Source organism: Streptomyces sp. NPDC037083 (assembly GCF_055606485.1).
In genome coordinates, this window is record NZ_JBVJSQ010000016.1 from 164884 (window position 1) to 186605 (window position 21722).

General features: G+C 72.1%; 20 protein-coding genes and 1 pseudogene. 8 read left to right on the forward strand and 13 right to left on the reverse strand.

The genetic code is table 11. The features are described 5' to 3' along the window. Position 1: 1 nt before the first annotated feature. Complete coding sequence (locus ACZ7DE_RS34770) at positions 2 to 589, reverse strand: YdeI/OmpD-associated family protein (RefSeq protein WP_470768273.1); 588 nt, start codon at positions 587 to 589, stop codon at positions 2 to 4. A 225-nt stretch (positions 590 to 814) separates the two neighbouring features. Here ACZ7DE_RS34770 and ACZ7DE_RS34775 point away from each other — a divergent pair, with 225 nt between their 5' ends. Then, positions 815 to 1597, forward strand: coding sequence for a S1 family peptidase (locus ACZ7DE_RS34775; RefSeq protein ID WP_470768275.1), 783 nt, complete (start codon positions 815 to 817; stop codon positions 1595 to 1597). 161 nt (positions 1598 to 1758) lie between these two features. On the opposite strand, the gene ACZ7DE_RS34780 is transcribed toward ACZ7DE_RS34775, so the two are convergent. The 9 genes from ACZ7DE_RS34780 to ACZ7DE_RS34820 form a co-directional block, all read right to left on the reverse strand. Further along, entirely contained in the window at positions 1759 to 3132 is a 1374-nt protein-coding gene (locus tag ACZ7DE_RS34780) for a hypothetical protein (protein ID WP_470768277.1), read from the reverse strand. A 94-nt stretch (positions 3133 to 3226) separates the two neighbouring features. Then, positions 3227 to 4831 (reverse strand): citramalate synthase, encoded by a 1605-nt coding sequence (gene cimA / locus ACZ7DE_RS34785; protein WP_470768279.1) that lies wholly within the window; start codon positions 4829 to 4831, stop codon positions 3227 to 3229. 323 nt (positions 4832 to 5154) lie between these two features. After that, positions 5155 to 5763: a TetR/AcrR family transcriptional regulator gene (locus ACZ7DE_RS34790; RefSeq protein WP_470768281.1), complete on the reverse strand. Its 609-nt coding sequence runs from the start codon at positions 5761 to 5763 to the stop codon at positions 5155 to 5157. A 9-nt stretch (positions 5764 to 5772) separates the two neighbouring features. Further along, on the reverse strand, positions 5773 to 6837 hold the full coding sequence (locus ACZ7DE_RS34795) for an agmatine deiminase family protein (RefSeq protein ID WP_470768283.1): 1065 nt from the start codon (positions 6835 to 6837) through the stop codon (positions 5773 to 5775). 29 nt (positions 6838 to 6866) lie between these two features. Then, positions 6867 to 8564 (reverse strand): urease subunit alpha, encoded by a 1698-nt coding sequence (locus tag ACZ7DE_RS34800; protein ID WP_470768458.1) that lies wholly within the window; start codon positions 8562 to 8564, stop codon positions 6867 to 6869. Continuing rightward, complete coding sequence (gene ureA / locus ACZ7DE_RS34805) at positions 8537 to 9220, reverse strand: urease subunit gamma (RefSeq protein ID WP_470768285.1); 684 nt, start codon at positions 9218 to 9220, stop codon at positions 8537 to 8539. The genes ACZ7DE_RS34800 and ureA overlap by 28 nt, the downstream gene beginning before the upstream one ends. A gap of 169 nt (positions 9221 to 9389) precedes the next feature. Continuing rightward, positions 9390 to 10478: a branched-chain amino acid aminotransferase gene (locus tag ACZ7DE_RS34810; RefSeq protein WP_470768287.1), complete on the reverse strand. Its 1089-nt coding sequence runs from the start codon at positions 10476 to 10478 to the stop codon at positions 9390 to 9392. A 249-nt stretch (positions 10479 to 10727) separates the two neighbouring features. After that, positions 10728 to 11771: a 3-isopropylmalate dehydrogenase gene (locus ACZ7DE_RS34815; RefSeq protein ID WP_470768289.1), complete on the reverse strand. Its 1044-nt coding sequence runs from the start codon at positions 11769 to 11771 to the stop codon at positions 10728 to 10730. Positions 11772 to 11997: 226 nt separating this feature from the next. Beyond that, positions 11998 to 12129 (reverse strand): hypothetical protein, encoded by a 132-nt coding sequence (locus tag ACZ7DE_RS34820; RefSeq protein WP_106971817.1) that lies wholly within the window; start codon positions 12127 to 12129, stop codon positions 11998 to 12000. 393 nt (positions 12130 to 12522) lie between these two features. Here ACZ7DE_RS34820 and ACZ7DE_RS34825 point away from each other — a divergent pair, with 393 nt between their 5' ends. Next, positions 12523 to 13440, forward strand: coding sequence for an alpha/beta fold hydrolase (locus ACZ7DE_RS34825; protein ID WP_470768291.1), 918 nt, complete (start codon positions 12523 to 12525; stop codon positions 13438 to 13440). A gap of 219 nt (positions 13441 to 13659) precedes the next feature. Here the strand turns inward: ACZ7DE_RS34825 and pruA are convergent, their stop codons facing one another. Together pruA and ACZ7DE_RS34835 are read right to left on the reverse strand one after the other, a co-directional pair. After that, positions 13660 to 15300 carry an L-glutamate gamma-semialdehyde dehydrogenase gene (gene pruA / locus ACZ7DE_RS34830; protein WP_470768293.1) on the reverse strand — a complete coding sequence of 547 codons (1641 nt, stop codon included), beginning with the start codon at positions 15298 to 15300 and terminating at the stop codon, positions 13660 to 13662. Positions 15301 to 15347: 47 nt separating this feature from the next. Further along, positions 15348 to 16274 carry a proline dehydrogenase family protein gene (locus ACZ7DE_RS34835; RefSeq protein WP_470768295.1) on the reverse strand — a complete coding sequence of 309 codons (927 nt, stop codon included), beginning with the start codon at positions 16272 to 16274 and terminating at the stop codon, positions 15348 to 15350. A gap of 164 nt (positions 16275 to 16438) precedes the next feature. Here ACZ7DE_RS34835 and ACZ7DE_RS34840 point away from each other — a divergent pair, with 164 nt between their 5' ends. The 5 genes and pseudogenes from ACZ7DE_RS34840 (at position 16439) to ACZ7DE_RS34860 (ending at position 19559) form a co-directional block, all read left to right on the forward strand. Next, positions 16439 to 17656 carry a PucR family transcriptional regulator gene (locus ACZ7DE_RS34840; protein ID WP_470768297.1) on the forward strand — a complete coding sequence of 406 codons (1218 nt, stop codon included), beginning with the start codon at positions 16439 to 16441 and terminating at the stop codon, positions 17654 to 17656. Positions 17657 to 17772: 116 nt separating this feature from the next. Continuing rightward, the gene (locus ACZ7DE_RS34845; protein WP_470768298.1) at positions 17773 to 18324 is read left to right on the forward strand and encodes an ABC transporter substrate-binding protein; all 552 of its coding nucleotides are present in this window, start codon (positions 17773 to 17775) and stop codon (positions 18322 to 18324) included. Then, positions 18321 to 18476, forward strand: a pseudogene (locus ACZ7DE_RS34850) (ABC transporter substrate-binding protein); the annotation flags it as partial. The gene ACZ7DE_RS34845 and the pseudogene ACZ7DE_RS34850, both read left to right, overlap by 4 nt. A 55-nt stretch (positions 18477 to 18531) precedes the next feature. After that, positions 18532 to 18849, forward strand: a complete 318-nt coding sequence (locus tag ACZ7DE_RS34855; RefSeq protein WP_470768300.1) for an oligopeptide/dipeptide ABC transporter ATP-binding protein — start codon at positions 18532 to 18534, stop codon at positions 18847 to 18849. Continuing rightward, positions 18846 to 19559: an ATP-binding cassette domain-containing protein gene (locus ACZ7DE_RS34860; RefSeq protein ID WP_470768302.1), complete on the forward strand. Its 714-nt coding sequence runs from the start codon at positions 18846 to 18848 to the stop codon at positions 19557 to 19559. The genes ACZ7DE_RS34855 and ACZ7DE_RS34860 overlap by 4 nt, the downstream gene beginning before the upstream one ends. Here ACZ7DE_RS34860 and ACZ7DE_RS34865 read toward each other — a convergent pair. Further along, a complete protein-coding gene (locus tag ACZ7DE_RS34865; RefSeq protein ID WP_470768304.1) occupies positions 19513 to 20103 on the reverse strand; it encodes a TetR/AcrR family transcriptional regulator in 591 nt (196 codons plus the stop codon). The genes ACZ7DE_RS34860 and ACZ7DE_RS34865 overlap by 47 nt on opposite strands. Positions 20104 to 20199: 96 nt before the next feature. Here ACZ7DE_RS34865 and ACZ7DE_RS34870 point away from each other — a divergent pair, with 96 nt between their 5' ends. Further along, the gene (locus ACZ7DE_RS34870; protein ID WP_470768306.1) at positions 20200 to 21717 is read left to right on the forward strand and encodes an MFS transporter; all 1518 of its coding nucleotides are present in this window, start codon (positions 20200 to 20202) and stop codon (positions 21715 to 21717) included. Positions 21718 to 21722: the final 5 nt, after the last annotated feature.

Sequence of the window (21722 nt, forward strand, 5' to 3'; positions counted from 1 at the left end):
CTCACGACGGACCGGCGGCCGCCTCCAACTCGGCGAGCGTGGCCGCCAGTCGGGCCTCCCGGGTCTGCGGGGTCCGGGCCCTGAGCAGACCCAGCATGACGAGGTAGCGGTCCGTCCTGCCCAGTCCGTCGAACACCGCCTTGGCGCGCGGGTCGCGCTCCAGCGCGGCCACGAGTTCCGCGGGAACCGCCGCGTCCTTCTGCGAGGCGTACGCCGCCGCCCACCGCCCGTCCGCCCGCGCGGCGTCCACCTCGGCGAGGCCGCCGGGTCGCATACGGCCCCGCGCGGCCAGCTCCGCGACCCGCCGCACGTTGACCGCCGACCACAGACTGCCCGGCCGCCGCGGGGTGATCCGCTGGAGGTAGCGGGCGTCGTCGAGCCTTCTGCGCTGCCCGGTGATCCAGCCGTGGCACAGCGCCACGTCGTTGACCTCCCCGGCGGTGACGGAGGGCAGGCCGGATCCCTTCCTGGCGATCTCGACCCACAGCCCGGGGTGCGGAGCGGGGTGAGCGGCGAGCCAGGCGTCGAGGGCGAGGGGGCCGGGGAAGGGGAGGGACACCGGGGGCTGTGGAGCGGCTGCAGGAACCATGCGGGAAGGGTAGGGGTCAACTAGGACGGAACTCGTCCTAATTGAGCTGCGCCACCCTGAGCTTCTGATGGCCGAATCCGCCCCCTTGTGCGAGGACTTGCGGCGTTCCCATAATCCAGCAACAGATTTGACCTGACCATGCCAGCGCGTGGGCGGTTCTTTGCGGTGCCCGTGTTGACATGCTCTCGTCACAGGTCGAGGCCACCCCCCACGGAAGGCAGCACCTTGAAGAGACTCCTCACGGCACTGAAGAGATTCACCGTCGTCGGCGCGGCCGCGCTGGCGATCGCCAGCCTCCAGCCCGTGTCGGCCGCGCAGGCCGCACCCTCGCCCGTCGTCGGCGGAACCCGCGCCACCCAGGGCGAGTTCCCGTTCATGGTCCGGCTCTCGATGGGCTGCGGCGGGGCGCTCTACACCCAGCAGATCGTGCTCACCGCCGCCCACTGCGTCAGCGGCACCGGCGCCAACACCGGCATCACCGCCACCGCGGGCGTCGTGGACCTGCAGTCCACCAGCGGCCGGGTCCAGGTCAAGTCCACGTACGTCTACCGGGCCCCCGGCTACAACGGCAACGGCAAGGACTGGGCGCTGATCAAGCTCGCCGCGCCCATCAACCTGCCGACGCTGAAGATCGCCACCACCACGCAGTACAACACCGGCACCTTCACCATCGCCGGCTGGGGCTCCGCGTCCGAGGGCGGCGCGCAGCAGCGCTACCTGCTCAAGGCCACCGTGCCGTTCGTGAGCGACGCGACCTGCCGTTCCTACAGCGGCTACAGCGGACTCGTCGCCAGTGACGAGATCTGCGCCGGATACGCGGCCGGCGGCACCGACACCTGTCAGGGCGACTCGGGCGGCCCGATGTTCCGCCGGGACAGCGCCAACGCGTGGATCCAGGTCGGCATCGTGAGCTGGGGCATCGGCTGCGCCCGGGCCAACGCCCCCGGCGTCTACTCCGAGGTGTCCACCTTCGCGTCGGCCATCGCCTCGGCGGCGTCCTCGCTCTGACCCGCGCCACGGCCCCCGGGCCCCTGCTGACGAGGGGGCCGCCTCAGACGGGGACCACGGGCCCGGCGCCGCACCGCGCCGGGCCCGTACCCGTCCTCGTCCCCTGCGCCCGCCCGCAGCCGAACCCCCGGCCCGAGCCCCTCCCCCGCGCCCGGCCCGGTTCAGAACCCTCCGCCGAAATCGCCCCCGCCGCCGAAGTCCCCGCCCCCGCCGTCGCCGAAGCCGCCGCCGAAGTCCCCGGGGTCGAAGTCGGCGCCGGAGACGTCGCCGCCCTCGTGGCCCCCGCCGAAGTCGCCGTAGCCGCTTCCGTAGTCGGCGGCGTAGGAAGGCGTGGCCATCATCGAGCCGAGCATCGTGCCGACGAGGAGGCCGGGCAGGATGCCGCCGCCGAAGTAGCCGCCCGCCCAGGGACCGTAGGCGGGACCGGCCTCCCAGTACGGTCGGCGGCCGTAGTCGCTGTCCACCTCGCGGATCACCGGGTCGCGGCCGTCGGCCATCCGGGTCGCGTCCGCCGCGCAGACCGGGACCTCGCGGGTGGCCCCGCCGGGCGGCGTCCAGGTGGCGTCGACGACCGAGGGGCCGTGGCGGGGATCGAAGAAGCAGGGCGGGCGGCGCTCGGGCAACGGCCTTCCCGCCCGGCGGGCGGCGAGGGACGCCAGGGAGAAGCGGCCGTCCTCCAGAGCCTGGGTGACGGCGCGGACGTCTTCCGGTCTCCCCGCCGCCGCCATGGCCGACTTCGCCTGCTCATAGGCGTCCAGGGCGCGTTCGTAGTCGGCGCGCATGGCGTCGTCGGCGCCCTTCTCGGCCGGGTGGAAGTCCAGCCGGTCGAGCTCCTCGCCGAAGGCGGTGATGTCCTCGTCGACGACGACCCGCAGCCGGTCCAGAGCGGCCCGCTGCTCCTCGGCCCGACGTCGGCGCCCGCGCCGCACGAGGGTGTACGCGCCCGCGCCGCCGGCCACCAGCACCACGCCCGCCGTGATCAGCGCGGTGGACGAGATCCCGTCGCCGCCGCCCGAGGAGTCCCAGCTCGCGGGGGCCGAGCCGCCCATGCCGGCCAGGGCGCGGTCGGTGAAGTCGGCGAGCTGCGCGCCGGCGTCGCTCTCGTCGTCGACGCTGCCGACCAGGTTCCGCACGGCCGTGCGCGGCAGGACGGAGGAGTCGGCGCGGGCGTCGAAGCGGTCGCCGAGGCGGATCGCGTACAGGCCGGTGATGCCGGTGGCGGTGCGCAGGTCGCCGAAGAGGCCGGACGTGGGGTATCCGGCCGGCAGGACGGCGATGAACAGCGGTTTGCCGGCGTCCTCGATCTGCTGCCGGAGGGCGCGCGCATCCGACTGGGACAGCTGGGCCGACGCCTCCGGGTCGACGTAGACGGGGCTCTCGCGGAGGGATTCGGCGATCGTCGAGACTCCGGTGGCCGCCGCTGCGCGCGGAGCGGGCGCCGCCCACACGGTCCAGACCGCGAGGGCGGCGAGCACCACGGCGAGCAGCGGTGCGGTGAGGCCTCGGGCCCAGGGGATCGGCAGCACGGCCTTCATACCCTCGAAGCTACCCGAACCATCCCGGAATGGGACAACCAGTGCGTCACAGAGCTCGTTCCGCCGGACTCCCGCCCCACCGGGCTCCCGGGTCCTACTGGGCCGGATCCACTCCGGCCCGCAGCAGCCCGTACGTGTACGCGTCCTCCAGGGCCTGCCAGGAGGCGGCGATGACGTTCTCCGCCACGCCGACCGTGGACCACTCCCCCGTGCCGTCCGTCGTGGAGATCAGCACGCGGGTGGTGGACTGGGTGCCGTGGACGCCCTCCAGGATGCGGACCTTGTAGTCGACCAGGTCGAGCTTGGCCAGCTGGGGGTAGATCTTCTCCAGGGCCACGCGCAGCGCCCGGTCCAGGGCGTTGACCGGGCCGTTGCCCTCCGCCGTGGCGACGATGCGCTCGCCCTTGGCCCAGAGCTTGACCGTGGCCTCGTTGGCGTGGGTGCCGTCGGGGCGGTCCTCGACGATGGCGCGCCAGGACTCGACCTCGAAGTACTTCAGCGGCCTGCCCTCGGCCTCGGAGCGCAGCAGGAGCTCGAACGAGGCGTCCGCCGCCTCGTAGGTGTAGCCCTTGAGTTCGCGCTCCTTGACCCGCTCCACGACCCGGCCGACCAGTTCGCGGTCATCGCCGAGGTCGACGCCGAGTTCCTTGCCCTTGAGCTCGACGGAGGCGCGGCCCGCCATGTCGGAGACCAGCATCCGCATGGTGTTGCCGACCTGTTCGGGGTCGATGTGCTGGTACAGGTCGGGGTCGACCTTGATGGCCGAGGCGTGCAGCCCGGCCTTGTGGGCGAACGCCGAGACCCCCACGTACGGCTGGTGGGTGGACGGCGTGAGGTTGACGACCTCGGCGATCGCGTGCGAGATACGGGTCATCTCGCGGAGCCGGCCCTCGGGCAGCACCTTCTTGCCGTACTTCAGCTCCAGGGCCGCGACCACCGGGAACAGGTTGGCGTTGCCGACCCGCTCGCCGTAGCCGTTCGCCGTGCACTGGACGTGCGTCGCGCCCGCGTCCACAGCGGCGAGGGTGTTGGCCACCGCGCAGCCGGTGTCGTCCTGGGCGTGGATGCCGAGCCGGGCGCCGGTGTCGGCGAGGACCGTCGAGACCACGGCCTGGATCTGCGCCGGGAGCATGCCGCCGTTGGTGTCGCACAGGACGACCACGTCCGCGCCGGCCTCGGCGGCGGCCCGGACGACCGCCTTCGCGTACTCGGGGTTGGCGCGGTAGCCGTCGAAGAAGTGCTCGCAGTCGACGAAGACGCGGCGGCCCTGGCTCTTCAGGAAGGAGACCGTGTCGCCCACCATGGCCAGGTTCTCGTCCAGGGTGGTGCGCAGCGCGAGCTCGACGTGCCGGTCGTGGGACTTCGCGACCAGGGTGATCACCCCGGCGCCCGACTCCAGCAGCGCCCTGACCTGCGGGTCCTCGGCGGCCTTGGCGCCCGCCCGGCGGGTCGCGCCGAAGGCGACCAACTCGGCGTGCCGGAAGTCGATCTCCTCCTGCGCGCGGGCGAAGAACTCGGTGTCCCGCGGATTGGCGCCGGGCCAGCCGCCCTCGATGAAGCCCACGCCGAAGTCGTCCAGGTGCCGGGCGATGGCCAGCTTGTCGGCGACGGTGAGATTGATGCCCTCACGCTGCGCGCCGTCGCGCAGGGTGGTGTCGAAGACGTGGAAGGAATCGTCGAGTTCGCTGGTTGCGGTCATGGTCTGAAGGCTCCTGTGTCGGATCTCGGTCGTTACCGGAATGACCGGCTCCACCGTCCCCCCATGGTCCCTCGCGCTCTCGCTCCCGGCTGTGGGTGGGCCAGAAAAGCGAAAAAACCTCTCGCGGGTGCGAGAGGTCTGCGCGCGGGTCGAGGACGACGATGGCCGCTCGTACCTGGTCGTACGGAGCGGTCACTGCGGACCGGCGCGCCTGCTGCCAATAATCGTGGCGAACGAGAGCACGGGGGCAGTTTGGCACAGACCGTCCCCATGCTCACCGGGTGTCTCAGGATGCGAACAGTCCGTCGCCGATCCGCGGGTTGTCAGTCCGCGGGCCCCGGCAGTCCCAGCGACTCGTCCAGGAACTCCCGCACGTGGCCGAGAGCCCGCTGCCGGTCCGCGCCCCGCAGGCCGATCGCGACATGGATGGAGAAGCCGTCGAGCAGGGCGCGCAGCCGGGTCGCGAACCGGTCGGGGTCCACCCGGCGGAACTCGCCGCGCGACACCCCTTCCGCAAGCAGGGCGGCCAGGTCGCGGTGCCAGGCGCCCTCGATCGCGGCCTGCCGGTCGCGGGCGTCGTCGTCGGCGTTCTGCGAGCGGTTGAAGACCTCCAGCCAGAGCGTCCAGTGCGGATCGCGGTGACCGTCGGGGAGGTACAGGCCGACGTAGGCGTCGAGCCGCTCGCGGGCCGGGGCGGTGCGGGTCAGCAGCCGGGCGCGCTCGGCGCCGAGGCGTCCCTCGCTCCACTCCAGCGTGCGCAGCAGGAGCTCGTCCTTGGAGCGGAAGTAGTAGAGGAGATGGCCGCTGCTCATGTCGACCTCACGGCCGAGCGCCGCCATGGTGAGCTTCTCCAGACCGCGCTCGGCGATCATCTTCATGGCGGCGGCGAGGACGTCCTCGCGGGGCGGGGCCTGTCTGCGCCCACCGGCCATCTGCTGCTCCTAGATCTTCGGCTGCTGTTGGGTGACGCAGTGGATCCCGCCGCCACCCGCGAAGATCGTACGGGCGTCGACGAGGGTGACGGTCCGCTCCGGGAACAGCCGGCGGAAGACGCCCGCCGCGAGCTCGTCGCGCGGGTCGTCGAAGCCGCACAGCACCACGCCGCCGTTGCAGAGGTAGTGGTTGATGTAGGAGTAGTCGGCCCAGTGTCCGTCGGCCTCCAGGGCGGTCGGGGCGGCGACCTCGACGACCTCCAGACGGCGGCCGCGCGCGTCGGTCTGCGCCCTCAGCAGCCCGACGACCTCCCGCGTCACCTCGTGGTCGGGGTGTGCCGGGTCCGGCTGGCTGTGGGCGACGACGACTCCGGGACGGGCGAAGGCGGCGACGATGTCCACGTGGCCGAGGGTGCCGAAACCCGTGGGGGTCTCGCCGGGGGCTTGCGGTCGGGGAGGGTAGTCGCCGGTGAGTCCGCGCGGCAGCCAGATCGCCTTGCGGGTGCCGAGCATCGCGTGGATCTCCGCCTCGACCTCCTCCCGTGTCCACCCCGGATTGCGCTCCGGGCCGAGCTGGACCGTCTCCGTCAGCAGGACCGTGCCCTCGCCGTCGACGTGGATCGCGCCGCCCTCGTTGACGAGCTTGGACGCGTACGTCCTGGCGCCCGCGAGGTCCGAGACATACGCGGCGATCTTCGCGTCGTGCTCCCAGCGGGCCCAGCCCTGGGCTCCCCAGCCGTTGAACGTCCAGTCGACGGCGGCCAGTTCACGGCCGTTGGTGAGGAACGTGGGGCCGATGTCGCGCATCCAGGCGTCGTCCAGGTCGCGCTCGACCGTCTCGACGCCCGGGCCGAGCAGCGCGCGGGCGTGAGCCGACTGTCCGGGGCCGCACACCACCGTCACCGGTTCGAAGCGGCGGACGGCGCGGGCGACCGAGGCCCAGGCGGCCCGGGCGGCGCTCAGGGCGTCGGGGTCGGCGAAGGTGGGGTTGGGTCCCGGCCACGCCATCCAGGTGCGTTCGTGCGGGGTCCACTCGGCGGGCATGCGGAAGCCGTCGGCGGCTGCCTTGCTCATGGGGCTGGTCCTTGGGAGTCGGAGGAGGTTCAGAGGAAGTAGAGACGGTTCAGGGACACCGAGTCGGCCGGCTCGGAGCGCAGCGGCTCGCCGTCCAGGGTGACCAGACCGGTGCGCTGGTCCACGTCCACCGTCCCGGTGCGCGAGTTGAGGCGCAGGTCGGCGGGGCCGATGCCGCGGGTGCCGCGGACGGCCACCCTGCGGCGGCGGGTGGGCATCGAGTCGCCGCCCCGGTCGAGGGCTGCCCGCGCGACGAACGCGACGGAGAGGTCGGCGGGCGTGGCGCCGTACGCGCCGAACTGCGGGCCGAGGACGAGGGGTTCGCAGGTGTCGGTGGCCGCGTTGGGGTCGCCGACCACTCCGTACGCCGGGAAGCCCGACTTGAGCACCAGTTGCGGCTTGGCGCCGAAGTACTCGGGGCGCCACAGCACGATGTCGGCGAGCTTGCCGACCTCGATCGACCCGACCTCGTGCGAAAGGCCGTGCGCGATGGCCGGGTTGACCGTCAGCTTGGCGATGTAGCGCAGGACGCGCTCGTTGTCGTGGTCGTCGTCCGGAGCGCCGAACTCGGCCTTCATCTTCCCGGCCATGGCGAAGGTGCGGCGGACGGTCTCGCCCGCGCGGCCCATGCCCTGCGCGTCGGACGAGGTGATGCCGATGGCGCCCAGGTCGTGCAGCACGTCCTCGGCGCCCATCGTTCCGGCGCGGATGCGGTCGCGCGCCATGGCGGCGTCGCCGGGCAGGTCGGTCTTCAGGTCGTGGACGGAGACGATCATGCCGTAGTGCTCGGCGACGGCGTCGCGGCCGAAGGGGAGGGTGGGGTTGGTGGAGGAGCCGATGACGTTCGGCACGCCCGCCATCTTCAGCACGTTCGGCACATGACCGCCGCCGCAGCCCTCGATGTGGAAGGCGTGGACGGTGCGGCCTTCGAGGACGCGCAGGGTGTCCTCGACGGACAGGCACTCGTTCAGCCCGTCGCTGTGCAGGGCGACCTGGACGTCGTGCTCCTCGGCGACGCGCAACGCCGTGTCCAGCGCCCGGGTGTGGGCGCCCATGTCCTCGTGCACCTTGAAGCCCGAGGCCCCTCCCTCGGCCAGCGCCTCCACCAGGGGGGCGTCGCGGGAGGACGAACCCCGGGCCAGGAAGCCGATGTTGACCGGCCAGGCGTCGAACGCGTTGAACGCGTGCCGCAGCGCCCAGGGAGAGTTGACCCCGACGCCCCACACGGGCCCGAACTCCTGCCCGATGACCGTGGTCACGCCGGAGGCCAGCGAGGCCTCCATGATGCGCGGCGACAACAGGTGGACGTGCGTGTCGACGGCGCCCGCGGTGGCGATGAGGCCCTCGCCGGACACGATCGAGGTGCCGGTGCCGACGACGACGTCCACCCCGTCGAGGGTGTCGGGGTTGCCGGCCCGCCCGATGGCGCAGATCCGTCCCTCGCGGATGCCGACGGACACCTTGCGGATCCCCTGGACGGCGTCGATCACGACGACGTTGCTGATCACCACGTCGCAGGTGGCCCGGACGGCGGCGGCCTTGAGGTGCAGTCCGTCGCGGGCGGTCTTGCCGAACCCGGCGAGGAACTCGTCGCCGTGGCGCTGGGAGTCGGATTCCACCCGGACGACGAGACCGGAGTCCGCGAGCCGGATGCGGTCGCCGGCGCGCGGGCCGTGGGTGGCGGCGTACTCGTAGGGGTTCACGCCTCGGCCCCCAGGTATCCGCAGGCGGCGGCGCGGCGCAGGGCCTCTTCCCGCGCCCCCGGCGCGTCCAGCGGCCCGTCCACCAGCCCGGCGAAGCCGATCGCCACCCGGTCGCCCCCGAGGGGCAGGAGCCCGACCTCGACGCTCTCCCCCGGCCCGAAGCGCACGGAGGATCCGGCGGGCACGGCGAGCCGCATCCCGTAGGCGGCGTCTCGCGCGAAGTCCAGCCGCGGGTTCGCCTCGAAGAAGTGGAAGTGGGACGTGACGGAGACGGGCACGGCGGCGGTGTTGGTGACCGTCAGCCGCACGACGGCCCCGGGCTCGGCGTGCGCGGCCCCGGGCAGCAGCGCGCCCGGTCCGCGGTCCCCCGAGCCGCCTCCGCCGATCGGGTCGGCGACGACCGCGAGCCGCGAGCCGTCGTCGAAGACGGCCTCGACGTGCACCTCGGTGACGACGTCCGTGACGCCGGGCAGCACGTCGTGCGGACCGAGCACCGAGCGGGCCCGGTCGATCGCCTCGGCGAGCCGGACGCCGTCGCGGGCGGCCTCGCAGACGGTGTCCGCGATGAGCGCGGTCGCCTCCGGCACGTTGAGCCGCAGCCCGCGGGCCCTTCTCGCCCGGGCGAGCTCGGCGGCCCCGAAGAGCAGCAGCCGGTCGCGTTCGGTGGGGGTGAGTCGCACGTAGCCCTCCTCGTGTTTGAGCAGCACTCTAAACTTTTTCCCTGATAATCAGAAGTCTGCTGAAAGATGCCGAGACCATTTTTCGAGCGCTGCTCAAACCGTGGCCACCCCCGGAGACGCCGCAGGGCCACCCCGGTCGGGGTGGCCCTGCTGTGGAGGAAGGTGGCGACTAGCCCAGCTGGTGCATCCAGCCGTGCTTGTCCTCGGCCGTGCCTCGCTGGATGTCCAGCAGGGCCTGGCGGAGCTTGAGGGTGACCTCGCCGGGCTCGCCGCCCGACTGCTGCCACTCGCCGCCGGTGCGCTTGACCGTGCCGACCGGGGTGATCACGGCCGCGGTGCCGCAGGCGAAGACCTCCCGCAGCGAGCCGTTCTCCGAGTCGCGCTGCCACTGGTCGACCGAGACGCGGCCCTCCTCGGCCTCGTACCCCAGGTCGCGGGCGACGGTGAGGAGGCTGTCGCGGGTGACGCCCTCCAGGATGGAGCCGGTGAGGGACGGCGTGACGATCTTGTTCCCGTACACGAAGTACAGGTTCATGCCGCCGAGCTCCTCGACCCACTTGCGCTCGACCGCGTCGAGGTAGCAGACCTGGGCGCAGCCCTGTGCGGCGGCCTCGGCCTGGGCGAGCAGGGAGGCGGCGTAGTTGCCGCCCGTCTTGGCGTCGCCCATGCCGCCGGGGACGGCGCGGACGTGGTCCTCGGAGACCCAGATCGAGACGGGCTTGACGCCGCCCGGGAAGTACGCGCCGGCGGGCGAGGCGATCACGATGAAGAGGTACTCGTTGGCCGGCTTCACGCCCAGGCCGACCTCGGTCGCGATCATGAAGGGCCGCAGGTAGAGGGACTCCTCGCCGCCGTGCGCGGGCACCCAGTCCTTGTCCTGGGCGACGAGCGCGTCGCACGCCTCGATGAACGTCTCGACCGGCAGCTCGGGCATCGCCAGGCGGCGGGCGGAACGCTGGAACCGCTTGGCGTTCTGGTCCGGACGGAAGGTGGCGACGGAGCCGTCGGGACGGCGGTAGGCCTTGAGGCCCTCGAAGATCTCCTGCGCGTAGTGCAGGACGTTGGTCGCCGGATCGAGGGGGATCGGCGCGTACGGAACGAGCTGTCCGTCGTGCCAGCCGCGACCCTCGGTCCACTTGATCGTCACCATGTGGTCGGTGAAGTGGCGGCCGAACCCGGGGTTCGCCAGGATCGCCTGCCGCTCGACGGCGGAGGTGGGGCTGGCGGAGGGCTTGAGCTCGATCGTGGGCGTCGTCATGAGTGGTTGTCCTTCACCGGTTGGGTAGTGACGGGCCGCGCTCACGTCCGTACGGCCAGTGGCCGGTGCTAGGACGTCCGAGCATTGCCTCATACCGCGGCTCCGCGTTCGATTATCGCAAGCGGGGTCCGTGGAAGAAAACGGCGTGAATGCGACCCAGGGTTGATGGTGACACCCGGTCGGACACAGGAGAAGCCGCCGGGTGCGGATGCGACCCGGCGGCTTCGAAGCGATGTGTGCAGCGCGGGGTCAGCCGGCTACTCGTACGGAGAGCGCGTCGCCGATCTCGGAGGTGCTGCGCGCCGGCAGGGAACCGCGCTCCGCCAGGTCGGCGGAGACGGCGTCCTCGATGCGGACCGCCTCGGCCTCGTGGCCGAGGTGGCGCAGCAGCAGGGCGACGGACAGGACCGTGGCGGTGGGGTCGGCCTTGCCCTGGCCGGCGATGTCCGGGGCCGAGCCGTGCACGGGCTCGAACATGGACGGGAACTCGCCGGACGGGTTGATGTTCCCGCTCGCGGCGACGCCGATGCCCCCGGAGACGGCCGCGGCGAGGTCGGTGATGATGTCGCCGAACAGGTTGTCGGTGACGATGACGTCGAACCGCCCGGGGTCCGTGACCAGGTAGATCGTCGCGGCGTCCACGTGGATGTAGTCCGTGCTGACCTCGGGGAACTCCTCGGCCACCTTGTTGAAGACGTTCGTCCACAGGTGACCGGCGAAGGACAGCACATTGTTCTTGTGGACCAGCGTGAGCTTCTTGCGGGGGCGGGCCTGAGCGCGGGCGAAGGCGTCGCGGACCACGCGCTCGACACCGAAGGCCGTGTTGACGGAGACCTCGGTGGCGACCTCGTGCGGGGTGCCCTTGCGGATCGTGCCGCCGTTGCCGGTGTACGGACCCTCGGTGCCCTCGCGGACCACGATGAAGTCGATCTCGGGCTGGCCGGCCAGCGGCGTGGCGACGCCGGGCAGGAGCTTCGAGGGGCGCAGGTTGACGTGGTGGTCGAAGAGGAAGCGCAGCTTGAGCAGGAAGCCCCGCTCTAGGACGCCGGACGGGACGCTCGGGTCGCCGATCGCGCCGAGCAGGATCGCGTCGTGCTGCTTGAGCGCCTCGGCGTCGGCGTCGGTGAGGGTCTCACCGGTGGCGTGGTAGCGCCGGGCGCCGAAGTCGTACTCCTTGGTCTCCAGCTTCACATCCTGCGGGAGGACGGCGGAGAGGACCTTGAGACCTTCGGTCACGACCTCCTGGCCGATGCCGTCACCGGGAATCACTGCGAGATTGAGGCTGCGAGACATGCGGGAACCCTACTCCTCGTCCCATGTGATGACACGGACTGTCCGTCATGCGGACAGCGGTGTCGCGGCGGACGGCAGGGGGCCGAGGGAGCGGCGCGGGGCCCGAAGTCCCGTTCGGACGCCCGCGCCGCACCCCGTGCGGGCGCGGCTCCCGGACTGCGGGGAGACCGGTCTCGGCGACCGGGCTCGGTGACCCGCCTCGGCGGCCGGTCTCAGTGGCCGGCTCTCAGTGGCCGGTCTCGCCGCCGTTGTCACGGCGGTCGAGGGCGCGCTGCAGCGCCGCGGCGGCGTTCTTGCGGTCGGACTCGGTCGTACGGGAGACGTGACGGACTCGGCGGCGGACGGTCGTCTCGGCCATGGGGAATCGACTCCTTCGAATTCCAGGGAGTGCCAGAGGGGTTACGAGACGCCGGGGGGCGGGGAGCGGGGCCGCAGGGGTTGCCTGCACGGGGCCCGGCTCACGACCGCCATTCGCTTGATCGAGCGAGACGTTCGGCTCCTACAAAGCTAAGGGAGGAGCGCGCGACTGTCTCCACAATTACTCGGACTTCCTACTATCTGAGACGGCGACCGGCCCACGCGCCCCTCCCGCCCCACTGATCCGCACGTTCACCCACCCCCTCACCCCCACCCCCGCTCACATCCCCGCCCACATCCCCACCCATCCCCCGGAGACCCCCGACCCGCAGCTGCGTTTCTAACCCTCAAAAAACACTTGACCGGTTAGATGGTCACGTGATGCACTCGCGTCATGACTCTCGGAACCCTCCGCCCCGTCCGCCGCGTCGCCCCCTCCGTCCACGGCGGGGTGCGCCACCGCAGCGCCGTGGTCCGCGGCCATGAGATCCACTACCGGGAGGCGGGCCCGGCCGACGCCCCGGTCCTGTTGCTCCTGCACGGCTTCCCGAGCAGCTCGCACATGTTCCGCGACCTGATCCCGCTCCTGGCCGACCGCTACCACGTGATCGCCCCCGACCACCTCGGCTTCGGCCGCTCGGCGGCCCCGGACGCCTCCGAGTTCACGTACGACTTCGCCGCGCTGGCCGAGATCACCGACGAGCTCACCGAGGAGCTGGGCCTCGAGCGGTACGCCCTCTACATCCAGGACTACGGCGCCCCCATCGGCCTGCGCCTCGCCCTCGCCCACCCCGAGCGCGTGACGGCGGTCATCACCCAGAACGGCAACGCCTACGAGGAGGGGCTGGGCGAGGAGGCCTGGGCGCCGGTGCTGGCGCTGATCGCCGAGCGCACCCCGCAGACGGAGGCGCCCGTCCGGGAGATCAGCAGCCCCGAGGGCATCAAGTGGCAGTACCTGCACGGCGTTCCGGAAGACCGGTTGGACCTCGTCAGCCCCGACGCCTACGAACACGACGCGGCCCGCATGGCCCGCCCCGGCCAGGCGGAGATCCAGCTCGACCTGATCTCCGACTACGGCTCCAACATCGCGCTCTACCCGGCCTTCCAGGAGTACCTCCGCACCAGCCAGGTCCCGCTGCTGGCGGTCTGGGGCGCCGGTGACGAGATCTTCGTCCCGGCCGGCGCGCTCGCCTACCGGCGGGACCTGCCGGGGGCCGAGGTGCACCTGCTGCCCACCGGGCACTTCGCGCTGGAGACGCACGCGGGGCAGATCGCCGCCCTGATCGGGGACTTCCTCGGCCGGAACCTCTGAGCGCCGCCGCCAGGCCCGGCGAGGACGTTGCGCCGACAGGTCCAGCAGGGCCGCCACGCTCCCGAAGCAGTCCCACTGTCCCGGCCCCCCGCGGCACAGCACCAGGGGCTCGCCCCGCCCCTGCCGCGAGGCCCACAGCCGTACGCCGTCGTCGGCCGCGCGCGGGAAACGCGAAGGGCCGGGCGCATCGCCCGGCCCTTCCTGCACGCTGACGGATCGTCAGCCCATGTGCGGGTAGGTGTAGTCGGTCGGCGGGACCAGGGTCTCCTTGATGGCGCGGGTCAGCGTCCAGCGCGTCAGGTTCTGCGGGGCGCCGGCCTTGTCGTTGGTGCCCGAGGCGCGGCCGCCGCCGAAGGGCTGCTGGCCGACGACGGCGCCGGTCGACTTGTCGTTGACGTAGAAGTTGCCGGCGGCGTAGCGCAGCTTCTCCATCGTGTACGCGGCGGCCGCACGGTCGTTCGAGATGACCGAGCCCGTCAGCGCGTAGTCCGACACCGACTCCATCTGCGTCAGCATCTCGTCGTACGCCTCGGCCGAGCTGTCGTCGTACACGTGCACGGCGAGGAACGGGCCGAAGTACTCGGTCGTGAAGACCTCGTTCTCCGGGTCGGTGCACTCGACGACGGTCGGGCGGACGAAGTAGCCGACCGAGTCGTCGTAGGTGCCGCCCGCGACGATCGTGCAGGCCGGATCCGCCTTCGCCCGGTCGATGGCGGCCTTGTTCTTGGCGAAGGACCGCTCGTCGATGACGGCGCCGATGAAGTTCGACAGGTCGGTGACGTCGCCCATGGCGAGCTGGTCGACCTCGGCCGCGAACTCCTCCTTGAAGCCGGAGTTCCAGATCGACGCCGGGATGTAGGCCCGGGAGGTCGCGCTGCACTTCTGGCCCTGGTACTCGAAGGCGCCCCGGGTGAGGGCCGTCTTCAGCACGGCGCGGTCGGCGCTCGGGTGGGCGACGACGAAGTCCTTGCCGCCGGTCTCGCCGACCAGACGCGGGTAGGAACGGTACTTCTCGATGTTGGCGCCGACCGTCTTCCACAGGTACTGGAAGGTCTTCGTCGAGCCGGTGAAGTGGATGCCGGCGAGGTCGCGGTGGTTCAGGGCCACCTCGGAGACCTCGAGGCCGTCGCCGGTGACCAGGTTGATGACGCCCTTGGGCAGCCCGGCCTCCTCCAGCAGTCGCATGAGCAGCACGGCGGCGTGCGTCTGCGTCGGGGACGGCTTCCACACGACCACGTTGCCCATCAGCGCGGGCGCGGTCGGCAGGTTGCCCGCGATGGCCGTGAAGTTGAACGGCGTGATCGCGTAGACGAAGCCCTCGAGCGGGCGGTGGTCCAGACGGTTCCAGACGCCCGGGGAGTTGGCCGGGGGCTGCTCGGCCAGGATCTGACGGGCGTAGGCGACGTTGAAGCGCCAGAAGTCGACCAGCTCGCAGGGGCAGTCGATCTCCGCCTGCTGCGCGGTCTTGGACTGGCCGAGCATGGTGGAGGCGGCGAGCGTCTCGCGCCAGGGTCCGGCGAGCAGTTCCGCGGCGCGCAGGATGATCGCGGCGCGGTCGTCGAAGGACATCGCGCGCCAGGCGGGCGCGGCGGCGAGGGCCGCGTCGATCGCGTCCTGGGCGTCCTGCCGGGTGGCGTTGGCGTACGTGCCGAGGCGGGCCTTGTGGTTGTGCGGCTGCACGACGTCGAACCGCTCGCCGCCGCCCATCCGCTGCTCGCCGCCGATGGTGCAGGGCAGGTCGACCGGGTTGTCGGCCAGCTCCTTGAGCTTGGCCTCCAGCCGGGCGCGCTCGGGCGAGCCGGGGGCGTAGCCGTGCACCGGCTCGTTGACGGGGGTGGGGACCTGGGTCACAGCGTCCATGAGTTCGGTAACTCCTTACTGAGCGGTGTTGCGAGCGGGGGTCGGGCTCAGCCCTTGCTGACCATGGAGCGCAGGAAGAAGCGCAGGTTCGCCGGCTTCTCCGCGAGACGCCTCATGAAGTAGCCGTACCAGTCGGTGCCGTAGGCGGTGTAGACGCGCATGCGGTGGCCTTCGGCGGCGAGCCGCAGATGCTCGTCTCCCCTGATCCCGTACAGCATCTGGAACTCGTACTCGTCGGGCTTGCGGCCGGCTCGGCGGGCGAGCTCCTGGGCGATGGAGATCAGGCGCGGGTCGTGGGACCCGATCATCGGGTACCCCTCGCCCTCCATCAGGGTCCGCAGGATCCGCACGTACGCCTTGTCGATCTCGTGCTTCTGCTGGTGGGCGACCTCGGCGGGCTCCTTGTAGGCGCCCTTCACGAGCCGCACCCGGCTGCCGTTCGCGGCGAGGCGGCGGGCGTCGGCCTCGGTGCGGAAGAGGTAGGCCTGGATGACGCAGCCCGTCTGCGGGAAGTCCTTCCGCAGCTCCTCGTGGATGGCGAACATCGAGTCGAGGGTGGTGTGGTCCTCGGCGTCGAGCGTGACGGTGGTGCCGATGGCGGCGGCGGCCTCGACGACCGGGCGCACGTTGGCGAGCGCCAGCTCGTGCCCGCCGTCCAGCGCCTGGCCGAACATCGACAGCTTCACGGACATCTCGACCCGCTCGCCGAGCTCCAGCTCCTTCAGCCGGTCGACGAGGGCCAGGTAGGCGTCCCGGGCGGCGCCGGCCTGTTCGGGGGTGGTGATGTCCTCGCCGACGACGTCCATCGTCAGCTCCAGCCCGCGGGCGGTGCGCTCCTCGATGATCGGCACGACGTCGTCGACGGTCTCACCGGGGATGAAGCGGTCCACGACCTGTTTCGTCACCGGGGCCGCCGAGATCAGGCGTCGCATCCGGTCGCTGCGCGACGCGGCGAGAATCACGGGACCCAGCACGGGGCACCTCCACATACCAACCCATACGAGGCCGATACCCGACGATCCGGGAACGGCACGGAGAACCACCGTGAAACCTAAGGATCTCTCCGATCGTCGGCCATCGACAGCTGTCACGCATCCGTGCCGCAGATCTCATACAGATGTATGAAGCGCTCACGGAAATGGGAGAGAATGCCCGGGTGACGGCCGATGCTGCATCTTCCTCCCACGCGGGTGACTACCAGGAGCTGGTCGACGAGATCTCGGAGCTGCTCGGTGCCCCCGCGACCCTGGAGAACCGGGACTTCGAGCTGATCGCGTTCGGGGCCTACGACAGCGAGGACGAGCTGGACGCGTCCGCGCTGGACCCGGTGCGCACCCGCTCGATCCTGACCCGGCGCTCGACCACGGCCGTGCGCACCTGGTTCGAGGGCTTCGGCATCACCCGCGCCACCGGCCCGGTCCGCATCCCGCCGACCCCGGAGGCGGGGGTCTACCGCGGCCGCGTCTGCCTCCCCGTACGGCACCGTGGGGTCGCCCTCGGCTATGTCTGGCTGCTGGACGACGACCCCGGCCCGTCGGACGCGCAGCTGACGGCCGCCATGGAGGTGACCGTGCGGATCGGCGCCCTGCTCGCGGACGAGGCCCAGCACGGCGCCGACCTCACCCGGGAGCTGCGGGCTGTGCTCACCGCCGGGCGCGGCTGGCCCCGGGACATGGCGGTGGCGGAGCTGCGCACCGCGCTCGGCAGCCGGGCGGACGGCCCCCACACGGTGGTGTGCGTGGCCCCCTGGCCGTCCGCCGACCCGGACGAGGCGCCCTCGCTGCGCACGCTGCCGGGGGCGACGGCGCTGTGCACGGTGCCGTGGTCGACGGCGGGTCAGTGCCTGGCGGTGCTGGTGCGCTTGCGCTCCGCGGACACCCTCACCCCGGCGACGTCCGCGGCGACGCGGCTGCTGGAGCGGGCAGGGGGGACGGCGGCGGGAGGGGCCGCCGCCGGAGTGGCGGCCGGGCGCGTCGGACTGGCCGAACTCGGGGCCGCCTGGGAGGAGGCGTCGGCGTCGGCGCGGGCCGCGCTGGCGGAGCCGCGCCTGGGACCGGTCGCACGGTGGGCGTCCGTCGGCCCCTACCGGCTGCTGACCTCCCTGCCTCCCGAGGCGGCCCAGGAACCTTCCGTGCGGCCCCTGCTGGCCCCCGCCCACCGGGAACTCGCCCGCACCGCGGAGGTGTACCTCGACTGCGCGGGCCAGGCCGGCCGTGCGGCCGCGGAGCTGGGCATCCACCGACAGACCCTGTACTACCGGCTGTCGCGGGTGGAGCAGCTGACGGGTCTGGACCTGGACGACGGCGAGGACCGGCTGCTGCTGCACATGACCCTGAAGGCGGCCCGGCTGCCCTGATCCGGGCGACCCGGCTGCCGTGAGGCGAGCGCCTTCAACGGCATTACTGAAAATGATTATCATCATACTAATGTCGGCGCCCTCGCTCCCGATCACCCCCTTACCCGGAGGGTTCCGTGCGCCTGCCCGCTCGCCGCCTGCTCCCCGTCACCGCCCTCACGGCCGCCTCGGCGCTGCTCACCGGGTGCTTCACCGGCGGCGGGTCCGCCACCGGCGACGCCACGAACGGGGAGGGCCGGCGGGTGCGCGTCGCGATGATGCAGCCCCCGCGCTCGGGGCTGTCCCCGCTCTCCGACGACGCCTTCAAGCTCTCACGCTGGTCGACCGCCGAGACCCTCGTGAAGCTGGACGCGGCCGGCGACCCGAAGGCCGCGCTCGCCACCGCGTGGCGGCGGTCCGGCCGCACCTGGACCTTCCGCATACGCGACGGCGTCACCTTGCACGACGGCACGAAGCTCGACGCCGAAGCCGTCGTGCGGTCGCTGACCACAGCCGCCACCGCCACCCCCAAGCCCCGCATCCTGGACGGCATCGAACTCACCGTGCGGGCCGCGGGCCCCGGCACGGTCACCGTCACCACCGCCGACGAGGACCCGCTGGTCCCCCAGCGGCTGAGCTCGCCGCAGCTGTCGATCCTCGCGGCGCGGGCGTACACGGGGAGACGGTGAACGGCACCGGCCCCTTCGAGCTGACCGAGGTCGACGGCACCTCCTCCGCCTCCCTCGACCGTTACGACGCCTACTGGGGCGCGAAGGCGAAGGCGCCCGGCATCGACGTACGGTTCGTGCCCGACGGCACCGCCCGCGCCGCCGCCCTGCGCAGCGGCGAGGCCGACATCGTCGAGGCGGTGCCCGTGTCCCAGGCCGCGCTGCTGGATGCTGGTGATGTACGCGGGCCGCGCGGTGGAGACCGGCCCGGCGCGGCGGGTGCCGACGCATCCGCGGGCGCCGTACACCGCGGGCCTGCCGGCCGCGCTCCCCGGGTCCGGCCCCCGGCGCCGTCGTCTGCCCGCCCTGCCGGGCACCCCGCCCGCTCCGGGCGCGCTGCCGCCGGGCTGTGCCTTCGCACCCCGCTGTCCGCTGGGGACCGAGCTCTGCCGACGCGAGGAGCCGGCCGAACGGGAGGTGGCCGGACGGCTCGTCGCCTGCCACCGTGCGGCCGAAGTCAATGATCCCATACGGGAGTTCGCATGACCCGCCCGCTGCTGGACGTCCGTGACCTCGTCGTCCGCTACGGCGCAAGGACGGCCGTCGACCACGTGTCCTTCTGCGTCGAACCCGGCGAGACCCTCGCCCTCGACGGCCCCTCCGGCTGCGGCAAGTCCTCCACCGCCCTGGCGGTCCTGCTGCTGCGCCGCCCCGACGAGGGCGAAGTCCACTTCGAAGGGCGGGAGTTGACGTCCCTCACCGAACGGGAACTGCGGCCGCTGCGCCCCCGTATGCAGCCGGTGTTCCAGGACCCGTACGGTTCGCTCAGCCCTCGCCACCGCGTCCGCGACGCGATCGCGGAACCGCTGAGGGTGCAGGGCCGCTGGAGCGCGACCGACGGCCCGGCCCGTGTGGCCGAACTCCTCGACCGGGTCGGCCTGGACCCGTCGCACGGCGACCGTCGCCCGGCCGAGCTCTCGGGCGGCCAGTGCCAGTGGGTGGGCATCGCCCGCGCGCTCGCCTCCGACCCGCGCCTGCTGGTCCTCGACGAGCCGGTGTCGGCCCTGGACCCGTCCGTGCGGGCCGGCGTCCTCAACCTGCCGGCCGACCTCCAGGACGACCTGGGCCTCGGCTGTCTCTTCATCTGCCACGACCGGGCGGTCGTCGGACACGTCGCGGACCGCGTCCTGCGGATGCGCGACGGGCGGATCAGCTCCGGGCCGCCCCCGCGATCACCCGACGCAGCCCCTCGGTGAGCTGTGCCGCGTCGGTCGCCGACGGCGGGTCGAAGAGCCACTGGACCATGAGCCCGTTCAGGAGGGTCTGGTAGAAGCGGCCCTCGGTCTCGACGGTCTCCTTGTCGAGCTGGTCCTCCGGGACGCCGTTGAACATGGGCACGATCCCGGCACGGCCCTGCTCCTGCGCCTCGGCGAGCAGCTTGCGCACCTCCTGCAGCCGATCCGCGTAGAGGATGACCTCGAGGCTCAGCATCCACACGGCCCGAGCCTCGGGCAACGACCGGATGACGTTCCCCCAGACCTCCTGGAAGCGCTCCAGCGACCCCGGGGCGGACGCGGACGCGTCGCCCGCGCCCCAGCCGGGGTCGAAGGTGTCGCCGAGGCCCTCGATCAGCGAGACGTAGGCCTGGACCAGCAGTGCATCCTTCGACCCGTAGTGGTAGCCGATCGAGGCGAGGTTGGTCCCCGACTCCTTGACGATGTCGCGCGCCGTCGTGCGCACGAAGCCCTTCTCCAGCAGGCAGCGCTTGGCGCCTTCGAGCAGATCCTCACGGTGTCCCATGCCCGCCACCCTACCCCGATCCATACAACCGTCCCATACGCATGACTTATACATTCGTTCTAGACAAGCGTTTAAGACGTCCGTACAGTCCTCGGCATGACGAACTCGACGAGCACCGCCACACCTCCGGCGGCCCGTGCCGGCCGCCGCGAATGGACCGCCCTCGGCGTGCTGATGCTGCCGCTGCTGCTGGTCTCCATGGACGTCTCCGTCCTCTACTTCGCCATCCCCGCGATCAGCGCGGACCTGGAGCCCAGCGGCACCCAGCAGCTGTGGATCTTCGACGTCTACGCGTTCGTCCTGGCCGGCCTGCTGATGACGATGGGCTCGCTCGGCGACCGCGTGGGCCGCCGCAGGCTGCTTCTGATCGGCGCGGCCGCCTTCGGCGCCGCCTCACTGATCGCGGCCTACGCCGACAGCGCCGAGACCCTGATCGCCGCCCGCGCCGTCCTCGGCATCGGCGGCGCGACCCTGATGCCCTCGACGATGGCCCTGATCCGCACCATGTTCACCGACCCCGGCCAGCGCGCGAAGGCGATCGGACTGTGGTCCGGCGTCATGACCGGCGGCATCGCACTCGGCTCCGTGATGAGCGGCGTCCTGGTCGAGTACTTCTGGTGGGGCTCGGTCTTCCTGGTCAACCTGCCCGCGATGGCACTGCTGCTGGTCCTCGGCCCGGTCCTGCTGCCGGAGTCGCGCGACCCCGCCCCCGGCCGCTTCGACTGGCCGAGCGTCCCGCTGTCGATGGCCGCCGTGCTCCCCGTGATCTACGGCCTCAAGGAGATCGCCTCCGAGGGCTGGCATACCGGGTACGTCGTCTCGGTCACCGTGGGCCTGCTCTTCGCCGCCCTCTTCGTCCACCGTCAGCGCACGGCCGCCGACCCGATGATCTCCCCCGCCCTCTTCCGTCGCCCCGGCTTCGCCCCCGCGGTCGTCCTGAACCTCGTCTCCTCGTTCGGGATGCTGGGCTCGGCCTTCTTCACCACGCAGTACCTGCAGTCGGTCCTCGACAAGAGCGCGCTGGAGGCGGCGCTGTGGGCGCTGCTCCCCTCGGTGCCGATCGGCATGGCGGCGCCGCTGGCCACCTCGCTGGTCCAGAAGGGCGTCGACCGCGCCCACGTCGTGACGGCGGGCTTCGCGACCGGCGCGGCCGGTTACGGCCTGCTCGCCCTCGCCGGCACCGACTCGATGTGGCTCGTGCTGACCGCCTGCGGGGTCCTCGCCTCGGGCATCGTCATGGTCCTCTCCCAGATGACGGACCTGGCGATGAGCGCGGCCCCGGCCGAGCGCGCGGGTTCGGCGTCCTCGCTGCTGGAGACGGGCGCCGAGTTCGGCGGCGCGCTGGGGATGGCGGTCCTCGGCTCCGTCGGCACGGCGCTCTACCGCCACGCCATGCCGTCCTCGGCTCCGGCCGAGGCCCGCGAGACCCTCGGCGGCGCGCTGGCCGTCGCCGGCCACCTGCCCGGGCGCACGGGAGACGCCCTGGCCGCGGCGGCCCGCGAGGCCTTCACCCACGGCATGCAGGGGGCGGCGATCGCGGGAGCGATGGTCCTTGCGGGGGCCGCGACGGCGGCGACGGCGACGCTGCGACGCAGTCGCGTCAGCGACAGGTAGCGGCA

Coding starts and splice junctions, on each gene's coding strand:
- ACZ7DE_RS34870 (WP_470768306.1), top strand. CDS start 20,200: ATGACGAACTCGACGAGCACCGCCACACCTCCGGCGGCCCGTGCCGGC.
- ACZ7DE_RS34790 (WP_470768281.1), bottom strand. CDS start 5,763: ATGGCCGGTGGGCGCAGACAGGCCCCGCCCCGCGAGGACGTCCTCGCC.
- ACZ7DE_RS34840 (WP_470768297.1), top strand. CDS start 16,439: ATGGGAGAGAATGCCCGGGTGACGGCCGATGCTGCATCTTCCTCCCAC.
- ACZ7DE_RS34810 (WP_470768287.1), bottom strand. CDS start 10,478: ATGACGACGCCCACGATCGAGCTCAAGCCCTCCGCCAGCCCCACCTCC.
- ACZ7DE_RS34815 (WP_470768289.1), bottom strand. CDS start 11,771: ATGTCTCGCAGCCTCAATCTCGCAGTGATTCCCGGTGACGGCATCGGC.
- ACZ7DE_RS34865 (WP_470768304.1), bottom strand. CDS start 20,103: ATGGGACACCGTGAGGATCTGCTCGAAGGCGCCAAGCGCTGCCTGCTG.
- ACZ7DE_RS34780 (WP_470768277.1), bottom strand. CDS start 3,132: ATGAAGGCCGTGCTGCCGATCCCCTGGGCCCGAGGCCTCACCGCACCG.
- ACZ7DE_RS34820 (WP_106971817.1), bottom strand. CDS start 12,129: ATGGCCGAGACGACCGTCCGCCGCCGAGTCCGTCACGTCTCCCGTACG.
- pruA (WP_470768293.1), bottom strand. CDS start 15,300: ATGGACGCTGTGACCCAGGTCCCCACCCCCGTCAACGAGCCGGTGCAC.
- cimA (WP_470768279.1), bottom strand. CDS start 4,831: ATGACCGCAACCAGCGAACTCGACGATTCCTTCCACGTCTTCGACACC.
- ACZ7DE_RS34795 (WP_470768283.1), bottom strand. CDS start 6,837: ATGAGCAAGGCAGCCGCCGACGGCTTCCGCATGCCCGCCGAGTGGACC.
- ACZ7DE_RS34855 (WP_470768300.1), top strand. CDS start 18,532: ATGCTGGTGATGTACGCGGGCCGCGCGGTGGAGACCGGCCCGGCGCGG.
- ACZ7DE_RS34770 (WP_470768273.1), bottom strand. CDS start 589: ATGGTTCCTGCAGCCGCTCCACAGCCCCCGGTGTCCCTCCCCTTCCCC.
- ACZ7DE_RS34825 (WP_470768291.1), top strand. CDS start 12,523: ATGACTCTCGGAACCCTCCGCCCCGTCCGCCGCGTCGCCCCCTCCGTC.
- ACZ7DE_RS34860 (WP_470768302.1), top strand. CDS start 18,846: ATGACCCGCCCGCTGCTGGACGTCCGTGACCTCGTCGTCCGCTACGGC.